We start from the raw sequence: 26,207 nt of genomic DNA on the forward strand, positions 1-26,207 counted from the left end.
TGTACGGTCATGGGGTGTACCGCTTCCTGTTGTCCCGGCAGTGGGTGATCCTGACCCTGATCGCCCTCCTCCTCATCCCCACGATGATCAGGCTGGGCTTCTGGCAGATGCACCGCTACGACGAGCGCACCGCCCGCAACGACCTGGTCGCCCGGGCGCTGAGCGCCGACCCGGTGCCCGTGGAGCGGCTCACCTCCCCCGGCAAGCGGATCACCACCGACGAGCGGTACCGCCGCGTCACCGCCACCGGCCGCTTCGACACCGACGACGAGGTCGTGGTCCGCCGCCGCACCAACGCCGACGACGAGGTCGGCTACCACGTGCTGACCCCCTTCGTCCTCGACGACGGCAAGGTCCTGCTGGTCAACCGGGGCTGGATCCCGGCGGACGGCCCCAGCCAGACGGAGTTCCCGAAGATCCCCGCCCCGCCGTCCGGCGAGGTCACCGTCACCGGCCGGATGATGCCCGACGAGACCACCGAGGCCAGCGGCATCAAGGACCTGGAGGGTCTGCCCGACCGGCAGATCATGCTCATCAGCAGCGCCCGGGAGGCCGAGCGGCTGGACGCCCCGGTGCTCGGCGGCTACGTCGTGCTGACCGCACCCGTGCCCGGGAACGGCAGCCCCCAGCCGATCGGCAAGCCCGGTGACGAGGACGCGGCGCTCAACTTCGCGTACGCGATCCAGTGGTGGCTGTTCTCCGCGGCCGTCCCGGTCGGCTGGTGGTTCCTGGTCCGCCGCGAGGTCCGCGACCGGGCCGGGGCGGCCGCCGCGCAGGACCCGGCGGAGGCGGAACCGGCGTCCGTGTAGCGCCCGCCGCCCTGATTGCCCCGTCACCGCGCCGGGCAGACGGAACCCCGTGCATCCCCGTATCGAGGACTACGCGATCATCGGTGACGAGCAGACCGCGGCGCTGGTCGCCACGGACGGTTCGGTGGACTGGCTGTGCCTGCCCCGCTTCGACTCCGCCGCCTGCTTCGCCAAGCTGCTCGGCGACGAGGACAACGGCCACTGGCGCATCGCCCCGGTCGGCGCCGAGCGCTGCACCCGGCGCGCGTACCGGCCCGACACCCTGGTGCTGGACACCGAGTGGGAGACCGCGCAGGGCACGGTCCGGGTCACCGACCTGATGCCGCAGCGCGACCGCGCCCCCGACCTGGTGCGGATCGTGGAGGGCCTGAGCGGCCGGGTGACCGTGCGCAGCACCCTGCGGCTGCGCTTCGACTACGGCTCGGTGGTGCCCTGGGTGCGCCGGACCGACGGCCACCGGGTCGCGGTGGCCGGCCCGGACTCGGCCTGGCTGCGCAGCGACCCGGAGGTCCGCACCTGGGGCGAGGACCTGGGCACGCACTCCGAGTTCACCGTGGCGGCGGGCGAGAAGGTCGCGTTCGTGCTGACCTGGCACCCCTCGCACGAGCCGCGGCCCCGGCAGATCGACCCGTACCAGGCCCTGGAGCACAGCGTCGCCGACTGGCGGTCCTGGGCCGCCCGCTGCCGCTACACCGGCCCGCACCGGGACGCCGTGGTCCGCTCCCTGATCACCCTCAAGGCCCTCACCTACGCGCCGACCGGCGGCATCGTGGCCGCCGCGACCACCTCGCTGCCCGAGGAGCCGGGCGGCGTGCGCAACTGGGACTACCGCTACTGCTGGCTGCGCGACTCCACCCTCACCCTCGGCGCCCTGCTCGCCGCCGGGTACCTGGACGAGGCGGAGGCGTGGCGGGACTGGCTGCTGCGCGCGGTGGCCGGCAGCCCCTCCGCGCTCCAGATCATGTACGGCCTGGCCGGTGAGCGCCGGCTGCCCGAGTACGAGCTGCCCTGGCTGTCCGGGTTCGCCGGGTCCCGGCCGGTGCGCATCGGCAACGCCGCCGTGGACCAGCTCCAGCTCGACGTGTACGGCGAGGTGATGGACACCCTGTCGCTGGCCCGCACCGCGGGGATGCCGGACAAGCCGCAGATGTGGGAGCTCCAGCGGGCCCTGATGGACTTCCTGACGACCGTGTGGCGCGAGCCCGACGAGGGGCTGTGGGAGGTGCGCGGCGGGCGCCGCCACTTCGTCCACTCCAAGGTGATGACCTGGGTGGCCGCCGACCGCGCGGTGCGCACCTTGGAGGCCCGTCCGGAGCTGGCCGGCGACCTCGACGCCTGGCGGGCGCTCCGTGACGAGGTGCACCGCGAGGTCTGCGAGCGGGGCTACGACCCCGAACGCAACACGTTCACCCAGTACTACGGCTCCCGGGAGCTGGACGCCGCGCTGCTGCTCATCCCCCGGGTCGGCTTCCTGCCGCCGGACGACCCGCGCGTCCTGGGCACCATCGACGCCGTGGAGAAGGAACTGCTCCAGGACGGCCTGCTGCACCGCTACAGCACCCGGGCCGGCGCCGACGGGCTGCCGGGCGGCGAGGGCACCTTCCTGGTCTGCTCGTTCTGGCTCGCCGACGCCCTGCACCTGGCGGGCCGCACCGCCGAGGCCCGGGACCTGTTCGAACGGCTGCTGGCGCTCACCAACGACGTGGGGCTGCTCGCCGAGGAGTACGACCCGGCGGCCGGCCGGCAGCTCGGCAACTTCCCGCAGGCGTTCAGCCACATCGGCCTGGTGCACACCGCCCTCGCCCTGTACGGGGACGAGGGGGCAGGATAGGGGCCATGGATCTTGGACTGAAGGACCGGGTGTACGTCGTCACCGGGGCCACCCGGGGCCTGGGCAACGCCACCGCGCGGGAGCTGGTCGCCGACGGCGCCAAGGTGGTCGTCACCGGACGGGACGGGCGGCGTGCCGCCGAGGCCGCCGCCGCGCTGGGCCCGGACGCGGTCGGCGTGGCCGCCGACAACGCCGATCCGGAGGCCGCCGCCCGGCTGATCGCCACCGCCCGGGAGCGGTTCGGCCGCTTCGACGGGATCTGCGTCAGCGTGGGCGGTCCGCCGCCGGGCTTCGTCGCCGACAACACCGACGACCAGTGGCGGACGGCGTTCGAGTCGGTCTTCCTCGGCGCGGTGCGCCTGGCCCGGACGGCGGCGGCCGAACTGGACGAGGGCGGGGTGATCGGCTTCGTGCTGTCCGGCTCGGTGCACGAGCCGATCCCGGGGCTGACCGTCTCCAACGGGCTGCGGCCGGGGCTGGCCGGGTTCGCCAAGTCCCTCGCCGACGAGCTGGGCCCGCGCGGCATCCGGGTCGTCGGCGTCCTGCCGGGCCGCATCGACACCGACCGGGTGCGGGAGCTGGACGCCCTGTCCGCCGACCCGGAGGCCACCCGCACCGCCGCCGAGTCCCGTATCCCGCTGCGCCGCTACGGCCGCCCCGAGGAGTTCGGCCGCGCCGCCGCCTTCCTGCTCTCCCCGGCCGCGTCGTACCTGACGGGTGTGATGCTGCCGGTGGACGGCGGCGTACGGCACGGCTTCTGAGCGGCGGCGTCAACTGACCCTTTCGACGCCGTGCTTGACGCCGCGCAGCCGGACCTCCGCGGGCAGCGCCGCCAGTCCGGCGGAGCGGCGGGCGTGCAGCAGGGCGTGCCCGGTCAGGTCGGCCAGGGCGGTGCCCGGGTCGACGTGCGGTTCCAGTTGCAGCCGGACCCGGGCCCGGGGGGCCGTGCGGCGGCCGGTGAGGCGGACCCGGGCGCCGTCGACGCCGTCGGAGCGGGCCGCCTCCTCGGCGAAGACCCGCTCCAGGGCCCGTCCGCGCAGCACCGCGCCCTCGCCGTCGCCGGTGTCCACCAGCAGCTCGGCGAGCCGGTGCCGGCGCACCGCCGCGACCAGCCACCACAGGGCGAGCAGCAGCAGCACGGCGAGCGCGGCGATCACCACCGGCCACCACCAGCCCGCGTCCCGCCACCGGGTGCGCTGACCCTCGCTGAGCAGCACGTCGTGCCGTCCGTCGTGGATCCACCAGGAGGGCGGGGAGGCACCGAGGCCGACGGCGAGCACCGAGCCGCCGAGGACCAGCAGGACGAGCCCCGCGACCGCGAGCAGTACCCGGTTGACGGTTCTGAGCACCGCGCTCACCCCTTCCGTCCGGGCCGCCGCACCCGCACCGACAGCTTCGGCGGCCGGGCCAGCCCCAGCCCGCGCACGGTGTCGGTGAGTACGGCGTCCAGGTCTGTGCGTACGTCGTCCAGTTCGCGGAAGTGGGAGACCGCGCGGACCTTGGCCTTGGCGCGGCGGGTGCGCACCCGCGCGGACTGCACCCCGGCGACCTCCATGGCGCGGTCGCGCAGCACCGTGGCGGCGGCGTCCCGGTGCAGCCCGGCGCGGACGTCGGGGTGGGTGCGGCGCATCGGCAGCAGCGACCGCAGGCCGGGCGTGAGCGCCAGCAGCAGCAGCCAGAGGCCGAGGGCGGCGGCGACGCCCGCGCCGACCAGCACCCAGGTGTCGTCCAGGGGCCGTTCGGCGAGCTGCCGGGCCAGGGTGCGCCGCCAGCCGAGGGCCCGGCGGCCGGCCCGGACGGCGGCGATGTCGTACAGGAAGGCGCCCGCGAGGACCAGCAGGACCAGGGCGGTGATCGAGGCGGGCAGGCGGCGCGCCGACCAGAAGCGGCGGGCCCGCGCGCCGGTCTCCGGGGCGGGCGGGGGGTCCTGCTGGGCGCCGGCCTGCCCCTCCAGGACGGGGGGCCTGCTGGTGGCGCCCTGCTCGGCGGGTCCGCTCATCGGGTCCTCCCCTGGGGTGCCCGGTACTCCGCTGCCAGGTGCAGCCGTTCGACGTGCACGGTCACCTCGGGCACGCGCAGGCCGGTGAGCGCGCCCACCCGCTGCACCACCCGGTGCCGCACCCGGCCGCAGCGGGCGCCGACGTCGCTCGGGAAGTCCAGTTCGAGGTGGACGCGGACCCGGGCGGCCTCGTGCCGCACCACCACGGTGGCCTGGGGGCGGGCGGCGTCCGGCGGGAGCTGCCCCACCGCTTCGCGCGCCGCCTGGGCGGCGACCTTGGCGACCACCCGGTCCGCGATCCGGGTCGCCCCGCGCTCGCCGGGCGGGACGACGGTCCCGGACGGGGGCGGCTCACCGGCGGCTCCGCTCACCCCGGTCACCGCCGCCGGTCGCCGCGGCTGCGGAAGAAGTCGCCCGGTTCCAGGTCTCCCTCCAGGAACCGGCCGACGACGAAGCCGACGGCTCCCAGGGCCGCCACCAGCAGGAAGGCACCGAATCCGCCGAAGTAACCGGCGAAGCCCAGCGCCATGCCGGCGATCAGGCCGACCACGGCCATGCTCATGGTGCGCTCTCCTCAGTTCGGGGTGACCGGCGCCGTCACTGGATCCGCGGCTCCGGCTGGTCCTCGTCCTCTTCGTCCGGCAGCTTGACGTCGCTGACCGCGATGTTGACCTCGACGACCTCCAGCCCGGTCATCCGCTCCACCGCCGCCACCACGTTCTCCCGTACATCGCGGGCCACATCGGCGATCGACACGCCGTACTCGACGACGATCTCCAGGTCGAGCGCGGTCTGCTTCTCGCCGACCTCGGCCTTCACGCCGCGGGTCACCGACTTGTTCCCGCCGCCGCCGGGCACCCGGTCCCGGACCGCGCCGAAGGTGCGGGACATGCCGCTGCCCATGGCGTGCACGCCCACCACGTCCCGGGCGGCCATTCCGGTGATCTTCTCCACGACGCCGTCGGCGATGGTGGTGCGTCCCCGGGTGCCGGGGTCCCCGCCGCCGCGCCTGGCCGACTGTGCCTTGGCCCCGGTGAGGCCCTCTGTCGCCGTGCCCTGTCGCTCCGTGGTCTCGCTCATCGCCCTGCGTCCCTTCCGGTCGGGGTTCCGTGACCACGTTAAGTGCGGATGCTCGGTCGCGCGCCAGGGATGCGGCAGGCTGGAGGAATGACGACGGCTGACCGGTGGACACGGACGGTGCGGGAGCAGCTCGGCCTCGGCAGGTTCCTGCCGCTGGGCGGGCCGCGGGACGGCGCCTGGATCGCCGAACGGGCGGCGCGCGGCATCCTGCTGGAGGCGGCGGACAGCGTGCCGGGCGTTCGGCTGGACGGGTTGCGGGTCGGGCCCGCCGACCCGGAGGAGGCGCAGGAACCCGCCGTTCCGCCGCCGCCCAGCGCCCTGCCGCCGGGGCCGCTCAGGGTGACCGCCGACCTCGCGGCGACGGCGGACGAGCCGCTGCCGACGACGACCGCCCGGGTCCGTACGGCCCTGGCGACGGCGGCGACGGCCCGCCTGGGCCTGACGGTGACGGAGGTGGACCTGCGGGTGACGGCGCTGCTGGAGGCGGACCGGGAGCCGGCCCGGCCGCCGCGGCCCGAGCCGGCGCCCGGGGACGCGCGGGGGCCGGGCGGTCCGGCCGGCGAGGGCGACGAGGCGCGGGCGGCGGCGGCCGCCCTCGCGGTGGCGGGCGTGACCCGGCTGACGGACACGCTGGGCCGCCCGGCGCACTTCACCGCGTCCTCGGGGGAGGCGGTCCTGCCCCGGCGGCACGTGCGGGTGGAGTGCGCGGTGGACGCGGGCCACCGCACCGTGGAGGTGGCCCGGCGACTGCGCGCCGCGGTGTCCGAGGCGCTGCCGGACCACCCGTCGGTGGCGGTGCTGGTCACGGCGCTGGACTGAGGCGGCGCGCCGGGCCGCCGCGGGCTACTCGCCGAGGCCCGCCAGGTCGCGCAGGCGGCGGGCCTGGGCGGCGCGTTCGGCGGCGCGCTGGGTGTCGAGGTCACGGGTGGTGGCGCCCTGGAGCAGTGCCTTGGTCTCCACCACCGCGTCGCGCGGCGCGGCCAGCACCGCCGACGCCAGATCGCGCACGGCGCCGTCGAGCTGGTCGGCGGGCACGGCGAGGTTGGCCAGCCCGCAGCTCACCGCCTCCTCGGCCGTGACGAACCGCCCGGTCACGCAGATCTCCAGGGCCCGGGCGTAGCCGACCAGGGAGACCAGCGGGTGGGTGCCCGTCAGGTCGGGGACCAGGCCGAGGCCGGTCTCGCGCATCGCGAACTGCGCGTCGTCGGCGACGATCCGCAGGTCGCAGGCGAGGGCGAGCTGGAACCCGGCCCCGATGGCGTGTCCGCGTACAGCGGCGATGGAGAGGATGTCGCTCCGCCGCCACCAGGTGAACGCCTCCTGGTACTCGGCGATGACCGCGTCCAGCTCGGCGTCCGAACCGCGCGCCAGATCGAGGAAGGACGGCTCGCCGTCGAAGCCCTCGGGCGTGAACGCCTGCCGGTCCAGCCCGGCCGAGAACGACTTGCCCTCGGCGCGCAGCACAACGACCCGTACCGTGCCCGGCAGTTGCCGACCGGCCTCGGTGAGCGCCCGCCACAGGGCGGGGCTCTGCGCGTTGCGCTTGGCCGGGTTGGTCAGCGTCACCGTGGCGATCGCGTCGTCGACGGTGAGCCGTACGCCGTCCTGGTCGAGTACGGGACCCGCGGTGCCGTGGTCCTGGGCGGGCGAAGCCATGGGGCGCCTCCGATGGGTGCGGTCGTCCTGGCGTGCCGTACGGGACTCCGTACGACCCACGTAAGTGACTGCACAGTAACCACCCGGTCGGTCATGTGTCCGACCGGGTGGCCACCTTCGGAGAGCCGAGGGGCCGCCCGGGGGGAATCAGGCCGATGTGGCCTTCTTGCCCCGGGTCGCCCCGCCACGCCCTCGGAGCGTGACGCCCGACTCACTGAGCATGCGGTGCACGAAGCCATACGAGCGGCCGGTCTCCTCGGCCAAGGCCCGGATGCTCGCACCGGCGTCGTACTTCTTCTTCAGGTCTGCCGCGAGCTTGTCGCGCGCGGCGCCGGTCACCCGGCTGCCCTTCTTCAGAGTCTCGGCCACCCGTGCCTCCTCATGGGAAGTGCGCTCTGGTCTCCTCATGATCACCCCTCCCGGGCCCGATGGCCACCCATTCGGCAAGGTCGGTGAGACAAGGTTGTGACGACAGGAGCGCGTCCCCACAAGCGGAACGGCGAATTCCAGAGATCGGTGTCCGTACACCCGAACGGGTTCTTCGGTGAAGTTCCTGGTCAGAAAGGCGTCACGGCCGAGCCTCCGGGGACGGAGGGCTCGGCCGTGACAAAGATGTAGGCCACACCTCGGTACGAGGCGGTCTCACACAGATGATGGATCACGGATCGGCCGAATGATCCATACGCCGTGGATCATCCATTCGATCAAGCGAGGGCGACGAGGTCCGCGTAGTCCGCGCCCCACAGGTCCTCGACGCCGTCGGGCAGCAGGATGATCCGCTCCGGCTGGAGCGCCTCGACGGCGCCCTCGTCGTGGGTGACCAGGACGACGGCGCCCTGGTAGGTGCGCAGCGCGCCGAGGATCTCCTCGCGGCTGGCCGGGTCGAGGTTGTTGGTGGGCTCGTCCAGCAGCAGCACGTTGGCCGAGGAGACCACCAGGGTGGCCAGCGCCAGACGGGTCTTCTCGCCGCCGGAGAGCACCCCGGCCGGCTTGTCCACGTCGTCGCCGGAGAACAGGAACGAGCCGAGCACCTTGCGGACCTCCACCAGGTCCATGTCGGGCGCGGCGGAGCGCATGTTCTCCAGGACGGTGCGGTCGGGGTCGAGGGTCTCGTGCTCCTGGGCGTAGTAGCCGAGCTTGAGGCCGTGGCCCTGGATCACCCGGCCGGTGTCGGGTTGCTCCACGCCGCCGAGCAGCCGCAGCAGGGTGGTCTTGCCGGCGCCGTTGAGACCGAGGATGACGACCCGGGAGCCCTTGTCGATGGCCAGGTCGACGTCGGTGAAGATCTCCAGCGAGCCGTAGGACTTGGACAGGCCCTCGGCCATCAGCGGGGTCTTGCCGCAGGGCGCGGGCTGGGGGAAGCGGAGCTTGGCGACCTTGTCGGAGACCCGGGCGGCCTCCAGGCCGGCCAGCAGCTTGTCGGCGCGGCGGGCCATGTTCTGCGCGGCGACCGTCTTGGTGGCCTTGGCGCGCATCTTGTCGGCCTGCGAGTGCAGGGCGGCGGCCTTCTTCTCGGCGTTGGCGCGCTCGCGCTTGCGGCGCTTCTCGTCGGCCTCGCGCTGCTGCTGGTAGAGCTTCCAGCCCATGTTGTAGATGTCGATCTGGGCGCGATTGGCGTCCAGGTAGAACACCTTGTTGACGACCGTCTCGACCAGGTCGACGTCGTGGGAGATCACGATGAAGCCGCCGCGGTAGGTCTTGAGGTAGTCCCGCAGCCAGGTGATCGAGTCGGCGTCGAGGTGGTTGGTGGGCTCGTCCAGGAGCAGGGTGTCGGCGTCCGAGAAGAGGATGCGGGCCAGCTCGATGCGGCGGCGCTGACCGCCGGAGAGGGTGTGCAGGGGCTGGCCGAGCACCCGGTCGGGCAGGTTGAGCGCGGCGGCGATGGTGGCGGCCTCGGCCTCGGCGGCGTACCCGCCCTTGGTGAGGAACTCGGTCTCCTGGCGCTCGTACTGCCGCAGGGCCTTGTCGCGGGTGGCGCCCTGGCCGTTGGCGATGCGCTGCTCGTTCTCGCGCATCTTGCGGATCAGCACGTCCAGGCCGCGGGCGGAGAGGATGCGGTCGCGGGCGAGCACGTCGAGGTCGCCGGTGCGGGGGTCCTGCGGGAGGTAGCCGACCTCGCCGGAGCGGGTGATGGTGCCGGCGGCGGGGATGCCCTCGCCGGCCAGGCACTTGGTGAGGGTGGTCTTCCCGGCGCCGTTGCGGCCGACCAGGCCGATGCGGTCGCCCTTGGCGACGCGGAAGGTGGCGTTTTCGATGAGGACGCGGGCGCCGGCGCGCAGCTCGATGCCGGTGGCGGAGATCACGGACAGACTCCAGGGCGGGTGGGAGGCGGGAGGGGCGGCTGAGGACTGACCCGCTGTCTAATGCGCGAGGAGAATGGCCATGACGGCCATTCTACCGGGGGTGTGCAAGCAGTTTTTCCGGCTCCGGTGGACGGGAGCGCCGCCCGGTCACCGGAGCCGGAGCGGAGCGTCCGGGGTCCGGGCCGCTCAGTCGCCGCCCGTGTGCACCTGGAAGGCCGCCCGGCGCACCGCCTTGGCCAGGGCCGGGTCGGGGTGGGCGGCGGCCAGCGCCACCAGCACCTGCACGGTGCGGGGGTGGCCGACGGCCCGGACCTCGTCCAGCAGCATCGGGACGGTGGGCTGGACGGCGGACTCCAGGTGCCGCACCAGCAGCGGGGCCTCGCCGTGGTCGGCGACGGCGGCGGCGGTGTCCACCCAGAGCCAGGTGGCCTCCTCGCGGGTGAGCACCTCGTGGGCGTCCTCGGGGTCGGCGCCGTCGTGCTCGGCCAGCCAGAGCAGGGCGTAGGGCCGCAGCGTCGGCTCGTCCAGCACGGCCCGGACGTCGGGCTCGGCGGGGGCGCCGACCACGCGCAGCGCCTCGAAGGCCAGGCCGCGCAGCAGGGCGTCCTCGCCCCGGGCGGCGGCGAGCAGCTCGGTGACGGCGCTGCCGACCGGACGGGCGGCGAGCCAGGCGCGGTACTCGGCGCGGGCGGCGTTGGGGCGGAGCTGGGCGCAGCCGCGGAGCATGGCCTCGGCGGACTGCTCGATGTTCCCGGCGGGGCTCTGCGCGGCGACGCAGATCTGCTCCAGCTTGACCCAGACCGCCCAGTTGCCCAGCGGGGTGAGGGTGGCCTGGCCGTCGCCGCAGGTGAGGGCGCCGACGGCGGCCAGGGCGTGCAGGGCCCAGTCCAGCAGCGGGGCGAGCGGGGCGTCGGCGGCGGGTTCCGCCGGGCGCGGGGGCTCGGCCTCGGGGCCGTAGGGGATCTCGCAGCGCTCGGTGCGCAGTTCGGTGACGCGCTGCTCCAGCAGGTCCAGGAGCTGCGGTACCGGGACCGGTCCGGCGGACAACTGGAGGAAGGAGAGCACCTGGGGCATCGCGGAGACGACCTCGGCGACGGCGGCGGGCTCGTGGCCGGCGGGCTCGGGGTGGGCGAGCGACCAGGCGTCGAAGAGGGCGACCCAGCCGCGCAGTACGGCGCTGTCGTCGCGGTCCCAGGCGCGCAGCCGCCAGCCGGGGCGGGCGCTGTCGCCGTGCACCTCGACCAGTCCGGCCAGGCGGGCGGTGTCCCAGTCGGCGCGGACCTGCTCGACGGTCAGGCCCAGTTCCCGGGCGGCGCGCTCGGCGGTGGCGTCGGAGAGGGTGGCCTTGCCGTCGTCGGTGGCGCTGTCCCGGCCGGGGCCGAGCACGGCGTCGGCCCAGCGGGCGACGCGGGCGGCGTCGGCGAGTCCGGCGCGGGCCATGCGGGCCAGCTCGGACCGGGCGGGTGTGCCCTCCGGGGGGCGCGGTGCGGCGCGGCGCGGGCGCGGCTGGTTGATCGCTCTGGGGGCGGCGGCCAGGGATCGCGGGCGGACGAGTCGGAGCCTGGAGTCGCGCGGGATACGGGACGTCACGTGTGCAGTCTTCCGGTTGACGGTCCGAAAACCCAAACGGAATGCCGCCGGGGGCCGTCGGGCGGGCCGGGGCGGGGGCGGCGCGGGGCGTCCGGAGGCGGCGGCCGGCCGGTTCCCGCGCCGCCGAAGCGGAACGGGCGGGGCGGCCGGAGGGGGAAGGCGGGGCCGGTGACCTGGGGGGTCAGGCCAGCGGCGTCAGGAAGCGGCGCAGCACCTCTTCGTACCGCTCGGGGTCGGCGTTCCACATGGCGCCGTGCGGGGCGCCCGGCACGGCGTGCAGGGTGACCAGGCGCGGGTGGGCGGCGGCGAACCGGCGGGACAGTGCCCAGGGGGCGACGGTGTCGTCCGGGCCGTGCAGCACCAGGGCCGGCACGTCGAGGCGGGCGCGGCCGCCGGGGCGTTCGGAGTCGAGCCCGGTGCGGCCCTGGGCGGCGCGGACGGCGAGCGGCAGCAGGGCGCCCGGGGTGCGCCGGGCGGCGGCCAGCGCGCGCAGGGTGGCCTGCCAGTCGAGGACCGGGGAGTCCAGCACCAGGCCCGCGATCAGCTCGCGCAGGCCGGAGCGGGCGGCGGTGCGCAGGGCCATGGTGGCGCCGGTGGACCAGCCGAGCAGCACGATCCGGCGGGCGCCGTGGTCGGCGGCGTAGCGGACGGCGGCGTCCAGGTCGTGCCACTCGGTCTCGCCGAAGTGGTGCAGTCCGTCCAGCGGGCGGGGGGCGCCGAGGTCGCCGCGGTAGGCGAGGGCGAGCAGCGGGAAGTGCAGTTCGTGCAACAGGCCCATCAGGTTCAGGGCGTGTTCGCGGGTGGTGCCCAGGCCGTGCGCGGCGATGATCCAGGTGCCGCGGTCGCCGGGCAGGAACCAGGCCGGCAGCGGTCCGAGTTCGCCGGGGACCTCGACGTCGGTGTGGTGCAGGCCGAGGGCGGTGCGCGGGGTGCCGACGAACAGGTTGGGGGTGAGCCACGCCTTGTCGCCGGGGCGCAGGGTGCCGTGGGTGACGCCTTCCAGACGGCGCACGACGGTGTCGGCCGGGTGGGCGGCGCCGGGCAGGACGGGGCCCACGACGGCGTGCGAGCCGTCGCCGCCCAGTCCGTAGCGGCCGGGGCGCAGCGAGGCGAGGGCCCGGGTGAGGGTGATCTGCCCGGCGGCGGTGCCGTGCACGGTGAGCCGGGGTTCGGTGGGCAGGGGCCGGCCGGGGGGCGCCTTGAGGGCGGCGTCGCTGGCGAGGCGGCCGGCGGCGACGCTCGCGGCGCCGGCGGCCAGGGCTGCGGTGACGGCGGCGGCCGTCGCGGTGGCAGTGCGCACCCGTCCAGTCTCCTTGCGCTGCGGCCCGGCGGCCAGCGGTGGGCGGCCGGGGGTGATCGTCCGGTCAGGGCCGTTCCCGTTGCCCGTACCCGCGCAGCCGCCGCTCTACCTCCGCTAGCTGCCCGGGGGTGAGCAGGGCGGGGGTCAGACCGGGGACGGAGGAGGCGGTGAGCCACAGGCGGCACATCCACTCCAGTTGGGCGGTGCGGTCGTACGCCTGGTCGAGGGTGGCGCCGAAGGTGACGGTGCCGTGGTTGCGCAGCAGGCAGCCGGAGCGGCCGTCGAGGGCGCGGAGCATGTGCGCGGCCAGTTCCTCGGTGCCGTAGGCGGCGTAGGGGGCGACCCGGACCGGGCCGCCGAGGGCGGCGGTCATGTAGTGGATGGGCGGCAGCTCGTCGACGAGGGTGGAGACGGCGGTCGCGTGCACGGCGTGGGTGTGCACGACGGCGCGGGCGCCGGTGCGGCGGTGCAGCGCCAGGTGCAGGGGGAGTTCGCTGGTCGGCACCAGGCTGCCGAGGACCTGCCGGCCGTCGAGGCCGACGCCGGTCACGTCGCCGGGGGTGAGCCGGTCGTAGGGCACGCCGGAGGGTGTGACCAGGACGACGTCGCCGACGCGGACCGAGACGTTGCCGGAGGTGCCGACGACCAGTCCGTCGGCGACCGTGCGCCGGGCCGTCGCCACCAGTGCCTCCCAGGCCCGCGCCTCCTCCTCGCGCACCGGCCTGACCTGCGGTTCCGTCATGCTTCCGCCTCCTCACCGGCGCCCCGCGCGCCCCCGCGCCGCCGCCGTCGGGCGGCGCTGCGGTGATCCTGCCAGGCGGGGGCGGGTCCGCGCGGTGGCGGTGACCCCGGTTACGGACACCCTCGCGCCCTGCCCAGTTCATCTTCCGTTCACCCGCGTTACCTACGTTCGACCAGCCAATGACCTCGAACGATTGCCTGGGTAAATGGAAAGCTTCTCGCTGATCCTCGCGATTGTGGTGGTAACCGCACTCGCGTTCGATTTCACGAACGGTTTCCACGACACCGCGAACGCGATGGCCACGACCATTTCCACGGGCGCCCTCAAGCCCAAGGTCGCGGTGGCCATGTCCGCCGTACTGAATCTGGTGGGCGCCTTCCTGTCCGTGGAAGTCGCCAACACGATCTCCAAGGGTCTCGTCGACGAGACCGGCATCCGTCCCGAGGTCATCTTCGCCGCCCTGGTCGGCGCGATCCTCTGGAACCTGCTGACCTGGCTGGTCGGACTGCCGTCCAGCTCCTCGCACGCCCTGATGGGCGGTCTGATCGGCGCCGCCGTCGCCTCCGCCGGCCTCGGCGCGGTGCACGGCGACGTCCTCGTCACCAAGGTGCTGCTGCCGGCGATCGCCGCCCCGGTCGTGGCGGGCGTCGCGGCGATGGTCGCCTCCCGGCTGACCTACACGCTGGGCCGCAAGGCCGACGGCGAGGCCGCCGCCAAGGGCTACCGCGCCGGGCAGATCGCCTCGGCCGGCCTGGTCTCGCTGGCGCACGGCACCAACGACGCGCAGAAGACCATGGGCATCATCACCCTGGCCCTGGTGGCCGGCGGCGCCCTGGCCCCCGACTCCGACCCGCCGGTGTGGGTCATCCTCTCGGCCGGCCTGGCCATCGCGCTCGGCACCTACCTCGGCGGCTGGCGGATCATCCGCACCATGGGCAAGGGCCTGACCGACCTCCAGCCGCAGCAGGGCTTCGCCGCCCAGACCAGCGCGGCCACGGTCATCCTGGCCTCCTCCCACCTGGGCTTCTCGCTGTCCACCACGCACTCCGTCTCCGGATCGGTGATGGGCGCCGGCCTCGGCCGCAAGGGCGGTGTGGTCCGCTGGTCCACGGCGACCCGGATGTTCGTCGCCTGGGCGCTGACCCTGCCGGCCGCGGCCCTGGTCGCCGCGCTCGCCGAGTGGGTGTGCGGCCTGGGCGACTGGGGCACCGCGCTCGTCGCCCTCTTCCTGGTCGGCTCCAGCTTCGCCATCTGGCGGATCTCCCGGCGCGAGGTGGTCGACCACACCAACGTCAACGCCGTCGGCGCCGAGGAGTCCGGTGTGGTCACCGCCGCCATCGCCGCCGTGACCCCGCCGCCCCCGGCGGGCGTGACCGAGGAGCTGACGGCCACCCTGCCCGCGCCCGAGCCCAAGACCCCGTCGGCCACCGCCACCCCCGTCTGAGCCGCCCGGTCGCCCCCGGGTACGAAGGAAGAGAACCACCATGAAGATCGACTGGGCAGCCCTCGGCTCCGTCTTCGGGGTCAGCCTCGTGGTCACCGTGGCCCTGGTGGCCCTGTTCACCCTCGGCATCGCCGGCCTGTCCCGCCGCGAGCGCGCCACCGCCCAGGGCGGTTCCGCGGCCCTGGCGGTCACCGGCGCCTACGTCTGCTTCGCGGCCTGCGCGGCGGCGGTGGCGTACGGCATCCACCTGATCGTCGCCTGACCGGCGCCACCCGCGCGCGCCCGGCGGGGTGCGGGGCCCCGGCCCCGCACCCCGCCGCACTGTGGGCCTTCGCACACTCCCCCGCCGCAGGTCAACGGCAAGTTGACGGGCGTTCGCGGGGCGTGGTGGACTTCCACAGCCATGTACGGCGGCAGGAGAGGAAGCCCGGTGTGAATCCGGCGCGGTCCCGCCACTGTGACCCGGGGGCGACCCCGGGGAGCCAGGAACTCTCACCGCCGGTCTCGTCGAACCAGGGCGTGGACACCCTGAGTGAGGACACAACGCGATGCCCGGCTGCCGCCGTTCCAGGTTCACCACCAGGTCCCTTCCCGACCGCGCGACCGGCTGAGCCCCGTGCGAGCCGAACGCGTCTTCGCGTACGGCGCCGCCGCCGGCCTCCTCGGTGACCTGCTCCTCGGCGATCCCCGCCGCGGGCATCCGGTCGCCGTGTTCGGCCGTGCCGCGAGCGCCGTGGAACGAGTGCTCTGGCGCGACCACCGGGGCGCGGGCGCCCTGCACACCGCCGTGTGCGCCGGTGGCGCCGTCGCGCTGGGTGCCGTGGCCGAGCGCGCCGCACGCCGCTCCCCCGCCGCCTCCGTCGCGCTGACCGCCGCCGCCACCTGGGCCGTCGTCGGCGGCACCTCCCTCGCCCGGGAGGCCCGCGCCATCGGCCGGGCCCTGGCGGCCGGGGACGTCGAGGGCGCCCGCGCCCGGCTGCCGCACCTGTGCGGACGCGACCCGCAGGCGCTGGACGCCGACGGGATCGCCCGGGCCGTCGTGGAGTCCGTCGCAGAGAACACCTCCGACGCGGTGGTCGGCGCCCTGGTCTGGGGGGCCGCCGCCGGGGTGCCGGGGCTGCTCGGCTTCCGGGCCGTCAACACCCTCGACGCCATGGTCGGCCACAGGTCCCCCCGCCACCTGCGGTACGGCTGGGCCTCGGCCCGGCTCGACGACCTCGCCGGCTGGCCGGGGGCCCGCCTCACCGCCGCCCTGGCCGCGCTGGCCGGCGACGACCGGCGGGGCGCGCTGCGGGCCTGGCGCGCCGACGCCCACCGGCACCCCAGCCCCAACGCCGGCCCGGTCGAGGCGTCCTTCGCGGGTGCCCTCGGCGTCCGCCTGGGCGGCACGCTCTCCTACGCCGGCCGGGTCGAACACCGGCCGGTGCTCAACGGGACGGCGGGCCGCGCCGTCCGGGTGACCGACGTGGCACGGGCCGTACGGCTCTCCCGGCGCGTGAGCCTGCTGGCGCTCGGCGTCTGCGCGGGCGCGCGGCTGCTGACCGCACGGACGAGAGGACGGACCTCATGAGCGGCGGACTGCTGGTCGCCGGCACCACCTCCGACGCCGGCAAGAGCGTCGTGACCGCCGGGATCTGCCGGTGGCTGGTGCGGCAGGGCGTGAAGGTGGCGCCGTTCAAGGCGCAGAACATGTCCCTGAACTCCTTCGTCACCCGCGAGGGCGCCGAGATCGGGCGGGCCCAGGCCATGCAGGCGCAGGCGTGCCGGGTGGAGCCGACCGCGCTGATGAACCCGGTGCTGCTCAAGCCGGGCGGCGAGCGCAGCAGCCAGGTCGTGCTGCTGGGCAAGCCGGTCGGGGAGCTGAGCGCCCGCGGCTACCACGGCGGACGGCAGCGGGAGCTGCTCGGCACCGTCCTGGACTGCCTGGCCGAGCTGCGGGGCAGCCACGACGCGGTGATCTGCGAGGGGGCGGGCAGCCCGGCGGAGATCAACCTGCGCCGGACCGACATCGTCAACATGGGCATCGCCCGGGGCGCCGGACTGCCCGTCCTGGTCGTCGGCGACATCGACCGCGGCGGCGTCTTCGCCTCCTTCTTCGGCACCCTCGCCCTGCTCTCGCCCGAGGACCAGGCGCTGGTCGCCGGGTTCCTGGTGAACAAGTTCCGCGGCGACGTGTCCCTGCTGGAACCCGGCCTCGACATGCTCCACGGGCTCACCGGGCGGCGCACGTACGGCGTGCTGCCCTACCGGCACGGGCTCGGCATCGACGAGGAGGACGGGCTGCGCATCTCGCTGCGCGGGGCCGTGCGGGAGTCGGACACCGCCCCGCCGGTCGGCGAGGACGTGCTGCGGGTCGCCGTCTGCGCGGTGCCGCTGATGTCCAACTTCACGGACGTGGACGCGCTCGCCGCCGAGCCCGGCGTGCTGGTGCGGTTCGTGGACCGGCCCGAGGAACTGGCCGACGCCGACCTGGTGATCGTGCCGGGGACCCGGGGCACGGTCCGGGCACTTCAGTGGCTGCGGGCACGCGGACTCGCCGACGCCCTGGTCAGGAGGGCGGCTGAGGGGCGGCCCGTGCTCGGCATCTGCGGCGGGTTCCAGGTGCTCGGCGAGCACATCGAGGACGAGGTCGAGTCCCGCGCCGGACACGTCGACGGCCTCGGGGTGCTGCCCGTACGGGTGCGGTTCGCCCGCGAGAAGACCCTGACCCGGCCGGCCGGCGAGGCCCTCGGCGAACCCGTCGAGGGCTACGAGATCCACCACGGGGTCGCCACCGTGGCGGGCGGCGAACCCTTCCTGGACGGGTGCCGGGTCGGCCAGACCTGGGGCACGCACTGGCACGGCTCGCTGGAGTCGGACGGCTTCCGGCGGGCGTTCCTGCGCGAGGTGGCCGCCGCCGCGGGCCGCCGCTTCGTCCCCGCCCCCGGCACCTCGTTCGCCGCGCTGCGCGAGGAGCAGCTCGACCGGCTCGGCGACCTGATCGAACAGCACGCGGACACGGACGCGCTGTGGCGGCTCATCGAGTCCGGCGCGCCGCAAGGACTGCCCTTCATCCCACCGGGAGCGCCCGCATGAGCACAGTGTTGTTGTTGTCCACCGCCGACACGGACCTGCTGGCGGCCCGCGCCGCCACGGGCGTCTCCTACCGGATCGGCAACCCGACCCGGGTGGACGTGGCGGAGGAACTCCCCGGGCTGATCGAGGGCGCCGACATCGCCGTCGTCCGCCTGCTCGGCGGCAAGCGGGCCTGGGAGGACGGGCTCGCCGCGCTCAAGGCGGCCGGGCTGCCGACCGTGCTGCTCGGCGGCGAGTCCGTGCCGGACGCCGAGCTGATGGCCGAGTCGTCCGTGCCGGCCGGCGTGGTGGCCGAGGCGCTGCGCTACCTCGTCGAGGGCGGCCCCGGCAACCTCGCCCAGCTCGCCCGGTTCCTCTCCGACACCGTGCTGCTGACCGGCGAGGGCTTCGAGGAGCCGCGCACGATGCCGCAGTACGGCGTGCACGGCGACCGGACGCTCCAGGACGGCCGCCCGACGGTGGGCGTGCTCTTCTACCGCGCCCACGAACTGAGCGGCAACACCGCCTTCGTCGACACCCTGTGCGAGGCCATCGAGGCGCACGGCGCCAACGCGCTGCCCGTGTACTGCGGTTCGCTGCGCGGCGCCGACGCGGGGCTGTACGAGATCCTCGGCCGGGCCGACGCCCTGATCGCCACCGTCCTCGCGGCCGGCGGCACCCACGCCTCCCAGGCGTCCGCGGGCGGCGACGAGGAGTCCTGGGACATCGGCGCCCTCGCCGACCTGGACGTCCCCGTGCTGCAGGGGCTCTGCCTGACCTCCTCCCGGGCCGCGTGGGAGGCGTCCGACGCCGCCCTGTCCCCGATGGACGCGGCGATGCAGGTCGCCATCCCGGAATTCGACGGCCGGCTGATCACCGTGCCGTTCTCCTTCAAGGAGCAGGGCCCCGACGAGGTGCCGGTGTACGTCGCCGACCCCGAGCGGGCCGCGCGGGTCGCCGGGATCGCCGTGCGGCACGCCGCGCTCAGGCACAAGCCGAACGCCGAGAAGAAGCTGGCGCTGGTCTTCACCGCGTACCCGACCAAGCACTCCCGGGTCGGCAACGCGGTGGGGCTGGACACCCCGGCCTCGGCGGTCCGGGTGCTGGACGCGCTGCGGGACGCCGGGTACGCGCTGACCGAGTACCCGTCGGGCGGCGACGAGCTGATCCACCGGCTGATCGAGGCGGGCGGGCACGACGTCGAGTGGCTGACCGAGGAGCAACTGGCCGCCGCGCCCGCGCGGGTGCCGCTGGCCGACTACCGGGCCTGGTTCGACCAGCTCGACCCGGCGCTGCGGGAGGCGATGACCGAGGCGTGGGGCGAGCCGCCGGGCTCGCTGTACGTCGACGGCGACGACATCGTGCTGGCGGCGCTGCGGTTCGGGAACGTCGTCGTGATGATCCAGCCGCCGCGCGGCTTCGGCGAGAACCCGATCGCCATCTACCACGACCCCGACATGCCGCCCTCCCACCACTACCTGGCCGCCTACCGCTGGCTGGAGAACAGCTTCGGCGCGGACGCGATCGTGCACATGGGCAAGCACGGCACGATGGAGTGGCTGCCGGGCAAGGGCCTCGGACTGAGCGCCGGGTGCGCGCCCGACGCGGTGCTGGGCGAACTGCCGCTGATCTACCCGTTCATCGTCAACGACCCCGGCGAGGGCACCCAGGCCAAGCGGCGCGGCCACGCCACGGTCGTCGACCACCTGGTGCCGCCGATGGCCCGCGCCGACACCTACGGCGACCTGGCCAAGCTGGAGCAGCTCCTCGACGAGTACGCGCTCGTCTCCGACCTGGACCCGGCCAAGGCCCCGGCGGTCCGCGCGCAGATCTGGACCCTGGTCAAGGCGGCCGAGCTCCACCACGACCTGCACGTGGACGACCAGCCGGACGACGAGGCGTTCGACGAGTTCGTGATGCACATCGACGGCTACCTGTGCGAGATCAAGGACGTGCAGATCCGCGACGGGCTGCACGTCCTCGGGGGCGGCCCGGTCGGCGAGGCCCGCGTCAACCTGGTCCTCGCCGTGCTGCGCGCCTCCCAGGTGTGGGGCGGCCGGGCGAACGCGCTGCCGGGCCTGCGGGCGGCGCTGGCCGCGCACTTCGGGCTGGTGGAGAAGGAGCTGCTGGCCGAGCCGGGCGCCCCGGTGAAGGTGCCGGCGGAACTGACGGAGCTGGTGGACGGACCGGCCCGGACCGGCGCCGACGCGATCGACCTGCTGGAGCAGCTCTGCCGGCGGTTCGCGCAGGGCATGGAGGAGCGGGACTGGGCGGTGGCGGCCGTCCCCGGCCTGGTCCGCGAGGTGCTGGGCGGGGAGCTGCCCGAGGCGGTCGCCGTGCTGGAGTTCGCCTGCGCCGAGGTGGTGCCGCGGCTGGCCCGGACGACGGACGAGATCGGGCACATCCTGCGGGCCCTGGACGGCGGTTACGTCCCCGCCGGACCGTCCGGCTCGCCCACCCGCGGCCTGGTCAACGTCCTGCCCACCGGCCGGAACTTCTACTCCGTCGACCCCAAGGCGATCCCGTCCCGGCTGAGCTGGGAGGTCGGCCAGTCACTGGCGGACTCGCTGATCGCCCGCTACCTCCAGGACACCGGGGAGTACCCGAAGTCGGTCGGCCTCACCGTGTGGGGCACCTCCGCGATGCGCACCCAGGGCGACGACATCGCCGAGATCCTCGCACTGCTGGGCTGCCGCCCGGTCTGGGACGACGCCTCGCGCCGGGTCACCGGCTTCGAGGTGGTGCCGCTCGCGGAGCTGGGCCGGCCGCGCATCGACGTCACGGTCCGCATCTCCGGGTTCTTCCGGGACGCGTTCCCGCACGTGGTGGGGCTGATCGACGACGCGGTACGGGCGGTGGCGGAGCTGGCCGAGCCCGCCGACGCCAACTACGTCCGGGCGCACGTGGAGGAGGACACCGCCGAACACGGCGACCGGCGCCGGGCCACGGCCCGCGTCTTCGGCTCCAAGCCGGGCGCGTACGGCGCGGGCCTGCTCCCCCTCATCGACGCCCGCAACTGGCGCTCCGACGCGGACCTCGCCGAGGTGTACGCGGTGTGGGGCGGCTACGCCTACGGGCGCGGCCTCGACGGCCGGGCGGCGCGCGGCGACATGGAGACGGCGTTCCGGCGGATCGCGGTGGCGGCGAAGAACGTCGACACCCGCGAGCACGACCTGGTCGACGCCGACGACTACTTCCAGTACCACGGCGGCATGGTCGCCATGGTCCGCCATCTGACGGGCACGAGCCCGGAGGCGTACGTCGGCGACTCGGCCACCCCCGACCAGGTGAGGACCCGCACGCTGGGCGAGGAGACCCACCGCGTCTTCCGCGCCCGGGTGGTCAACCCGCGCTGGATGGCGGCGATGCGCCGGCACGGCTACAAGGGCGCCTTCGAGATGGCGGCGACCGTGGACTACCTGTTCGGGTACGACGCGACGGCCGGGGTCGTGGACGACTGGATGTACGAGAAGCTCAGCGCCGAGTACGTCTTCGACCCGGAGAACCGGGACTTCATGAAGCGGTCCAACCCGTGGGCGCTGCGCGGCATCACGGAGAGGCTCCTGGAGGCCGCCGACCGGGGGCTGTGGGCGGAGCCGGACGCGGAGACGCTGGAGCGGCTGCGCGCGACGTATCTGGAGCTGGAAGGCGACCTGGAGGGCGACGACAAGTGACCACCCCCTTTCCGTTCACGGCCGTGGTCGGCCAGGACGATCTGCGGCTCGCGCTGCTGCTGAACGCCGTCTCCCCGGCGGTGGGCGGTGTGCTGGTGCGCGGCGAGAAGGGCACCGCGAAGTCGACGGCGGTGCGGGCGCTGGCGGCGCTGCTGCCGTCCGTGGACGTCGTCGCCGGGTGCCGGTTCTCCTGCGACCCGGCCGCCCCCGACCCGGACTGCCCGGACGGCCCGCACGAACCGGGGGCGTCCGTCTCGCGGCCGGCCCGGATGGTCGAGCTGCCCGTCGGGGCCTCCGAGGACCGGCTGGTGGGCGCGCTGGACATCGAGCGGGCGCTGTCGGAGGGCGTCAAGGCGTTCGAGCCGGGCCTGCTGGCCGACGCGCACCGCGGCATCCTCTACGTCGACGAGGTCAACCTGCTCCACGACCACCTGGTCGACCTGCTGCTGGACGCCGCCGCGATGGGCGCCTCCTACGTCGAGCGCGAGGGGGTGTCGGTGCGGCACGCCGCCCGGTTCCTGCTCGTGGGCACCATGAACCCCGAGGAGGGCGAGCTGCGGCCGCAGTTGCTCGACCGGTTCGGGCTGACCGTCGAGGTCGCGGCCTCCCGGGAGCCCGGCCAGCGGGTCGAGGTGGTGCGGCGGCGGCTCGCGTACGACGACGACCCGGCCGGGTTCGCCGCGCGCTGGGCCGAGGAGGAGGCCGCCGTACGGGCCCGGATCGTGGCGGCGCGGGAGCTGCTGCCGCACGTCCGGCTCGGGGACGGGGCGCTGCGGCAGATCGCGGCGACCTGTGCCGCGTTCGAGGTGGACGGGATGCGCGCCGACATCGTGATGGCGCGCACGGCGACCGCGCTGGCCGCGTGGGCCGGGCGGACCGACGTCCTCGCCGAGGACGTGCGGCAGGCCGCGCTGCTGGCGCTGCCGCACCGGCGGCGGCGCAACCCGTTCGACGCGCCGGGGCTGGACGAGGACAAGCTGGACGAGACGCTGGAGGAGTTCGGCGGACCGGAGGACGAGGATCCGGACCCCGACCCGGACGGACCGGGCGGCGGGGGCGGGCAGCCGCCCTCCGACGGGCCCGCCGACGGCCCTCCGGAGGAGTCCGGGTCCGGTGGCGGCGCCGCGCGGCCGGAGGCCGGTCAGGGCGGTGAGCCGCAGCCGTCCGGTGCCGGGGAGCAGTCGGCGGTACGGGCGGCGGAGCCGTTCCGTACCAAGGTGCTGAGCGTGCCCGGTGTCGGCGAGGGCGCCGCGGGGCGGCGGTCGCGGGCGCGCACCGAGCGCGGGCGGACCACCGGGGCGCGCCGGCCGAAGGGCGCGCTGGGCAAGCTGCACCTGGCCGCCACCGTGCGGGCCGCCGCACCGCACCAGCGGGCGCGGGGACGCAGCGGTCCGGGGCTGGTGATCCGCCGGGACGATCTGCGGCAGGCGGTCAAGGAGGGGCGCGAGGGCAACCTGGTGCTGTTCGTCGTGGACGCCTCCGGGTCGATGGCGGCGCGGCAGCGGATGAGCGCCGTGAAGGGGGCGGTACTGTCCCTGCTGCTCGACGCCTACCAGCGGCGGGACAAGGTGGGGCTGGTGACCTTCCGGGGGACGGCGGCGGAGGTGGCGCTGCCGCCCACCTCCTCGGTGGACGCGGCGGCGGGGCGGTTGGAGGCGCTGCCCACGGGCGGGCGGACCCCGCTGGCGGCCGGGCTGCTGCGGGCGCACGAGGTGCTGCGGGTGGAGAAGCTGCGCGACCCCGCGCGGCGGGCGCTGCTCGTGGTGGTGACGGACGGGCGGGCCACCGGAGGCCCGGAGCCGGTGGCGCTGGCCGGACGGGCGGCGCGGCTGTTCGCGGCCGAGGGGGTCGCCTCCGTGGTCGTGGACTGCGAGTCGGGCCCGGTGCGGCTCGGGCTGGCGGGGCGGCTCGCGGGCGAGCTGGGCGGCACCGCCGTGACGCTGGACGAGCTGCGGGCGGACTCCCTCGCCGGGCTCGTGAAGGACGTACAGGGAACTTCCAGGAGGGCCGCGTAGTGCCGCAGGGACAGCCGAGTGTCGTACCGGACGACGGACTGACGACCCGTCAGCGGCGCAACCGGCCGCTGGTCGTCGTGCACACGGGCGTGGGCAAGGGCAAGTCGACGGCCGCCTTCGGGCTGGCGCTGCGGGCCTGGAACCAGGGCTGGCCGATCGGGGTGTTCCAGTTCGTCAAGTCGGCGAAGTGGAAGGTCGGCGAGGAGCGGGCGCTGCGGGTGCTCGGCGACTCCGGTGAGGGCGGGACCGTCGCCTGGCACAAGATGGGCGAGGGCTGGTCCTGGGTGCAGCGCGACGCGCAGATGGACAACGAGGAGAAGGCCCGGGAGGGCTGGGAGCAGGTCAAGCGGGACCTGGCCGCCGAGACGTACACGCTGTACGTGCTGGACGAGTTCGCCTACCCGATGCACTGGGGGTGGGTGGACACCGACGAGGTGGTGGAGGTGCTGCGGAACCGGCCGGGGACCCAGCATGTGGTGATCACTGGGCGGAACGCGCCGGAGAAACTCGTGGAGTTCGCGGATCTGGTCACCGACATGTCCAAGGTCAAGCACCCGATGGACGTCGGGCAGAAGGGGCAGAGGGGCATCGAGTGGTGAGCTCCGTGCCCCGGCTGGTGGTCGCCGCGCCCGCCTCCGGGAGCGGCAAGACCACCGTCGCCACCGGGCTGATGGCCGCGCTGGCCGCGCGGGGGCTCGCCGTGTCCCCGCACAAGGTCGGCCCGGACTACATCGACCCCGGCTACCACGCGCTCGCCACCGGGCGGGCGGGGCGGAACATCGACGCGTACCTGTGCGGCCCCGAGCTGATCGGCCCGCTGTTCCGGCACGGGGCGGACGGGTGCGACATCGCCGTGGTCGAAGGGGTCATGGGGCTGTACGACGGGGCCGCCGGGGAGGGCGAGCTGGCGTCCACCGCGCAGGTCGCCAAGGTGCTGGGGGCGCCGGTGGTGCTGGTCGTCGACGCCTCGGCGCAGTCGCGGTCGGTGGCGGCGCTGGTGCACGGGTTCGTCTCCTGGGACCCGGAGGTGCGGGTCGGGGGCGTGATCCTGAACAAGGTGGGGTCGGACCGGCACGAGGGGCTGCTGCGGGAGGCGCTGGAGTCGGTCGGCGTGCCCGTCTTCGGGGTGCTGCGGCGGACGGACCGGGTCGGGGTGCCGTCCCGGCACCTCGGGCTGGTGCCGGTCGCCGAGCGGGGGTCCGCCGCGGTGGACGCCGTGGCGGCGATGGGGGCGCTGGTGTCCCAGGGGTGCGATCTGGACGCCCTCGTGGCGCTGGCCCGGTCCGCCGGGGCCCTGCCGGGGAGCCCCGCCCCCTGGACCCCCGGGGAGTCCCCCGACCAGGACCACCCGGCTCGCGTGTCCGGGAAGCCGAGGCCCCGCGTCGCCCTCGCCGGCGGGGCCGCGTTCACCTTCTCCTACGCCGAGCACGCCGAGCTGCTCGCCGCCGCCGGGGCCGAGGTCGTCGTGTTCGACCCCCGGCGGGACGAGCATCTGCCCGACGGGACCGACGGGCTGGTGATCGGCGGCGGGTTCCCGGAGGTGTACGCCGAGGAGCTGTCCGCCAACGAGCCGTTGCGCGAGGCCGTCGCCGACCTCGCCGGGCGCGGCGCTCCGGTGGCCGCCGAGTGCGCGGGGCTGCTGTACCTGTGCCGGGAGCTGGACGGGCTGCCGATGTGCGGGGTGCTGGACGCGTCGGCGCGGATGGCCGAGCGGCTGACGCTGGGCTACCGGGACGCGGTGGCCGTCGGCGACAGCGCGCTGGCCGCCGCGGGGACGCGGATGCGGGGGCACGAGTTCCACCGGACGGTGGTGGAGCCGGGGGCCGGGGCGGCTCCGGCGTGGGGGGTGCGGGCGCCCGGGCGGCGCCTGGAAGGTTTCGTACAGCGCGGTGTGCACGCGAGTTATCTGCACACGCACTGGGCGTCCCGGCCCGGTGTCGCCCGTCGGTTCGTGGAGAGGTGCCGGACGTCATGAACAGCCATCTGGTCGGAGTCGGGGTGGGCCCCGGTGATCCGGAGCTGGTGACCGTCAAGGGCGTCAACGCCCTGCGGGCGGCCGAGGTCGTCGTCGTCCCCGTGATGGACACCGGGGAGCGGGGGCGGGCGGAGGCGACCGTGCTGCACTACGTGCCCGCCGAGAAGGTCGTCCGGGTGGTGTTCGCGCTGAACGAGCGGTCCGACCGGGCCCGGCGCGAGGCGGCCTGGGACGCGGCCGGCGAGCGGGTGGCGGAGCTGCTGCGGGCGCACGGGCGGGTGGCGTTCGCGACCATCGGCGACCCGAACGTGTACTCGACGTTCACGTATCTCGCGCAGACCGTCGGCGCCCTGGTGCCGGGCACCGTGGTGGAGACCGTGCCGGGCATCACCGCGATGCAGGACCTCGCGGCGCGGTCGGGGGCCGTGCTGACCGAGGGCACCGAGCCGCTGACGCTGGTGCCGGTGACCGCGGGGGCGGCGGTGCTGAAGGAGGCGCTGAACGGGCCGGGGACGGTCGTGGCGTACAAGTTCGGGCGGCAGGCCGCCGAGGTCGCCGAGGCGCTGCGGGAGACCGGGCGGCTGGCGGACGCGGTGTGGGGCTCGGCGCTGGGGCTGGCGGAGGAGTCGGTACGGCCGGCCGCCGACCTCGACGGCGCCCCCCTGCCGTACCTGTCGACGCTGATCGCCCCGCCCCGGCGGGACGGCGGCCGGGGCGGCAAGCTGTGACCGGCCG

General features: G+C 75.1%; 24 protein-coding genes and 1 riboswitch. Of the genes, 13 read left to right on the forward strand and 11 right to left on the reverse strand.

Annotated features, from left to right (window positions below; translation table 11 throughout):
- Positions 1-14 precede the first annotated feature (14 nt).
- Genes IE316_RS31810 through IE316_RS31820 form a run of 3 tightly spaced genes read left to right on the forward strand, consistent with a single transcriptional unit; the run spans position 15 to position 3,401 of the window.
- Positions 15-809, forward strand: coding sequence for an SURF1 family cytochrome oxidase biogenesis protein (locus tag IE316_RS31810; protein WP_190208097.1), 795 nt, complete (start codon positions 15-17; stop codon positions 807-809).
- 49 nt (positions 810-858) lie between these two features.
- Complete coding sequence (locus IE316_RS31815) at positions 859-2,640, forward strand: glycoside hydrolase family 15 protein (protein WP_190208006.1); 1,782 nt, start codon at positions 859-861, stop codon at positions 2,638-2,640.
- A 5-nt stretch (positions 2,641-2,645) separates the two neighbouring features.
- Positions 2,646-3,401, forward strand: a complete 756-nt coding sequence (locus tag IE316_RS31820; RefSeq protein ID WP_190208007.1) for an SDR family oxidoreductase — start codon at positions 2,646-2,648, stop codon at positions 3,399-3,401.
- A gap of 9 nt (positions 3,402-3,410) precedes the next feature.
- Here IE316_RS31820 and amaP read toward each other — a convergent pair whose 3' ends face one another.
- From amaP to IE316_RS31845, 5 genes are read right to left on the reverse strand one after another with little or no spacing between them, the layout of a single operon-like run.
- The gene (gene amaP / locus IE316_RS31825; protein WP_190208008.1) at positions 3,411-3,998 is read right to left on the reverse strand and encodes an alkaline shock response membrane anchor protein AmaP; all 588 of its coding nucleotides are present in this window, start codon (positions 3,996-3,998) and stop codon (positions 3,411-3,413) included.
- On the reverse strand, positions 3,995-4,639 hold the full coding sequence (locus IE316_RS31830) for a DUF6286 domain-containing protein (protein ID WP_190208009.1): 645 nt from the start codon (positions 4,637-4,639) through the stop codon (positions 3,995-3,997). Before IE316_RS31830 ends, amaP begins: the two co-directional genes overlap by 4 nt.
- On the reverse strand, positions 4,636-5,019 hold the full coding sequence (locus IE316_RS31835; RefSeq protein ID WP_373311372.1) for a hypothetical protein: 384 nt from the start codon (positions 5,017-5,019) through the stop codon (positions 4,636-4,638). Before IE316_RS31835 ends, IE316_RS31830 begins: the two co-directional genes overlap by 4 nt.
- A complete protein-coding gene (locus IE316_RS31840; protein WP_190208011.1) occupies positions 5,016-5,201 on the reverse strand; it encodes a hypothetical protein in 186 nt (61 codons plus the stop codon). The genes IE316_RS31835 and IE316_RS31840 overlap by 4 nt, the downstream gene beginning before the upstream one ends.
- A 35-nt stretch (positions 5,202-5,236) precedes the next feature.
- Positions 5,237-5,719, reverse strand: a complete 483-nt coding sequence (locus IE316_RS31845) for an Asp23/Gls24 family envelope stress response protein (protein ID WP_190208012.1) — start codon at positions 5,717-5,719, stop codon at positions 5,237-5,239.
- 87 nt (positions 5,720-5,806) lie between these two features.
- Here IE316_RS31845 and IE316_RS31850 point away from each other — a divergent pair, with 87 nt between their 5' ends.
- Complete coding sequence (locus tag IE316_RS31850) at positions 5,807-6,538, forward strand: nucleopolyhedrovirus P10 family protein (RefSeq protein ID WP_190208013.1); 732 nt, start codon at positions 5,807-5,809, stop codon at positions 6,536-6,538.
- Positions 6,539-6,562: 24 nt separating this feature from the next.
- Here the strand turns inward: IE316_RS31850 and IE316_RS31855 are convergent, their stop codons facing one another.
- The 6 genes from IE316_RS31855 to IE316_RS31880 form a co-directional block, all read right to left on the reverse strand.
- A complete protein-coding gene (locus IE316_RS31855) occupies positions 6,563-7,375 on the reverse strand; it encodes an enoyl-CoA hydratase/isomerase family protein (protein ID WP_190208014.1) in 813 nt (270 codons plus the stop codon).
- Positions 7,376-7,522: 147 nt separating this feature from the next.
- The gene (locus IE316_RS31860; protein ID WP_003976983.1) at positions 7,523-7,744 is read right to left on the reverse strand and encodes a helix-turn-helix domain-containing protein; all 222 of its coding nucleotides are present in this window, start codon (positions 7,742-7,744) and stop codon (positions 7,523-7,525) included.
- Between the two features lie 335 nt (positions 7,745-8,079).
- On the reverse strand, positions 8,080-9,678 hold the full coding sequence (locus IE316_RS31865) for an ABC-F family ATP-binding cassette domain-containing protein (RefSeq protein ID WP_190208015.1): 1,599 nt from the start codon (positions 9,676-9,678) through the stop codon (positions 8,080-8,082).
- Positions 9,679-9,864: 186 nt separating this feature from the next.
- Positions 9,865-11,268 (reverse strand): hypothetical protein, encoded by a 1,404-nt coding sequence (locus IE316_RS31870; RefSeq protein ID WP_190208016.1) that lies wholly within the window; start codon positions 11,266-11,268, stop codon positions 9,865-9,867.
- 181 nt (positions 11,269-11,449) lie between these two features.
- Positions 11,450-12,568, reverse strand: a complete 1,119-nt coding sequence (locus IE316_RS31875) for an alpha/beta hydrolase family protein (protein ID WP_190208017.1) — start codon at positions 12,566-12,568, stop codon at positions 11,450-11,452.
- 64 nt (positions 12,569-12,632) lie between these two features.
- Positions 12,633-13,310, reverse strand: a complete 678-nt coding sequence (locus tag IE316_RS31880; protein WP_190208018.1) for a class II aldolase/adducin family protein — start codon at positions 13,308-13,310, stop codon at positions 12,633-12,635.
- Positions 13,311-13,515: 205 nt separating this feature from the next.
- Between IE316_RS31880 and IE316_RS31885 the strand changes: the two genes are divergently transcribed.
- The 9 genes from IE316_RS31885 (at position 13,516) to cobI (ending at position 26,200) form a co-directional block, all read left to right on the forward strand.
- Complete coding sequence (locus tag IE316_RS31885; RefSeq protein WP_190208019.1) at positions 13,516-14,754, forward strand: inorganic phosphate transporter; 1,239 nt, start codon at positions 13,516-13,518, stop codon at positions 14,752-14,754.
- Positions 14,755-14,794: 40 nt separating this feature from the next.
- Positions 14,795-15,016, forward strand: coding sequence for a hypothetical protein (locus IE316_RS31890; RefSeq protein WP_190208020.1), 222 nt, complete (start codon positions 14,795-14,797; stop codon positions 15,014-15,016).
- 132 nt (positions 15,017-15,148) lie between these two features.
- A riboswitch (cobalamin riboswitch) is annotated at positions 15,149-15,268 on the forward strand.
- 102 nt (positions 15,269-15,370) lie between these two features.
- Positions 15,371-16,324: a cobalamin biosynthesis protein gene (locus IE316_RS31895; RefSeq protein ID WP_190208021.1), complete on the forward strand. Its 954-nt coding sequence runs from the start codon at positions 15,371-15,373 to the stop codon at positions 16,322-16,324.
- On the forward strand, positions 16,321-17,829 hold the full coding sequence (locus IE316_RS31900; RefSeq protein ID WP_190208022.1) for a cobyric acid synthase: 1,509 nt from the start codon (positions 16,321-16,323) through the stop codon (positions 17,827-17,829). Before IE316_RS31895 ends, IE316_RS31900 begins: the two co-directional genes overlap by 4 nt.
- Positions 17,826-21,482: a cobaltochelatase subunit CobN gene (gene cobN / locus IE316_RS31905; protein ID WP_190208023.1), complete on the forward strand. Its 3,657-nt coding sequence runs from the start codon at positions 17,826-17,828 to the stop codon at positions 21,480-21,482. The genes IE316_RS31900 and cobN overlap by 4 nt, the downstream gene beginning before the upstream one ends.
- Positions 21,479-23,497: a putative cobaltochelatase gene (locus IE316_RS31910; RefSeq protein ID WP_190208024.1), complete on the forward strand. Its 2,019-nt coding sequence runs from the start codon at positions 21,479-21,481 to the stop codon at positions 23,495-23,497. The genes cobN and IE316_RS31910 overlap by 4 nt, the downstream gene beginning before the upstream one ends.
- Positions 23,497-24,096 carry a cob(I)yrinic acid a,c-diamide adenosyltransferase gene (gene cobO, locus IE316_RS31915; RefSeq protein WP_190208025.1) on the forward strand — a complete coding sequence of 200 codons (600 nt, stop codon included), beginning with the start codon at positions 23,497-23,499 and terminating at the stop codon, positions 24,094-24,096. The genes IE316_RS31910 and cobO overlap by 1 nt, the downstream gene beginning before the upstream one ends.
- The gene (locus IE316_RS31920; protein WP_190208026.1) at positions 24,090-25,472 is read left to right on the forward strand and encodes a cobyrinic acid a,c-diamide synthase CobB; all 1,383 of its coding nucleotides are present in this window, start codon (positions 24,090-24,092) and stop codon (positions 25,470-25,472) included. Before cobO ends, IE316_RS31920 begins: the two co-directional genes overlap by 7 nt.
- Positions 25,469-26,200 carry a precorrin-2 C(20)-methyltransferase gene (cobI, locus tag IE316_RS31925; RefSeq protein WP_190208027.1) on the forward strand — a complete coding sequence of 244 codons (732 nt, stop codon included), beginning with the start codon at positions 25,469-25,471 and terminating at the stop codon, positions 26,198-26,200. Before IE316_RS31920 ends, cobI begins: the two co-directional genes overlap by 4 nt.
- Positions 26,201-26,207: the final 7 nt, after the last annotated feature.

Source organism: Streptomyces fumanus (assembly GCF_014655295.1).
Taxonomy (GTDB): domain Bacteria; phylum Actinomycetota; class Actinomycetes; order Streptomycetales; family Streptomycetaceae; genus Streptomyces; species Streptomyces fumanus.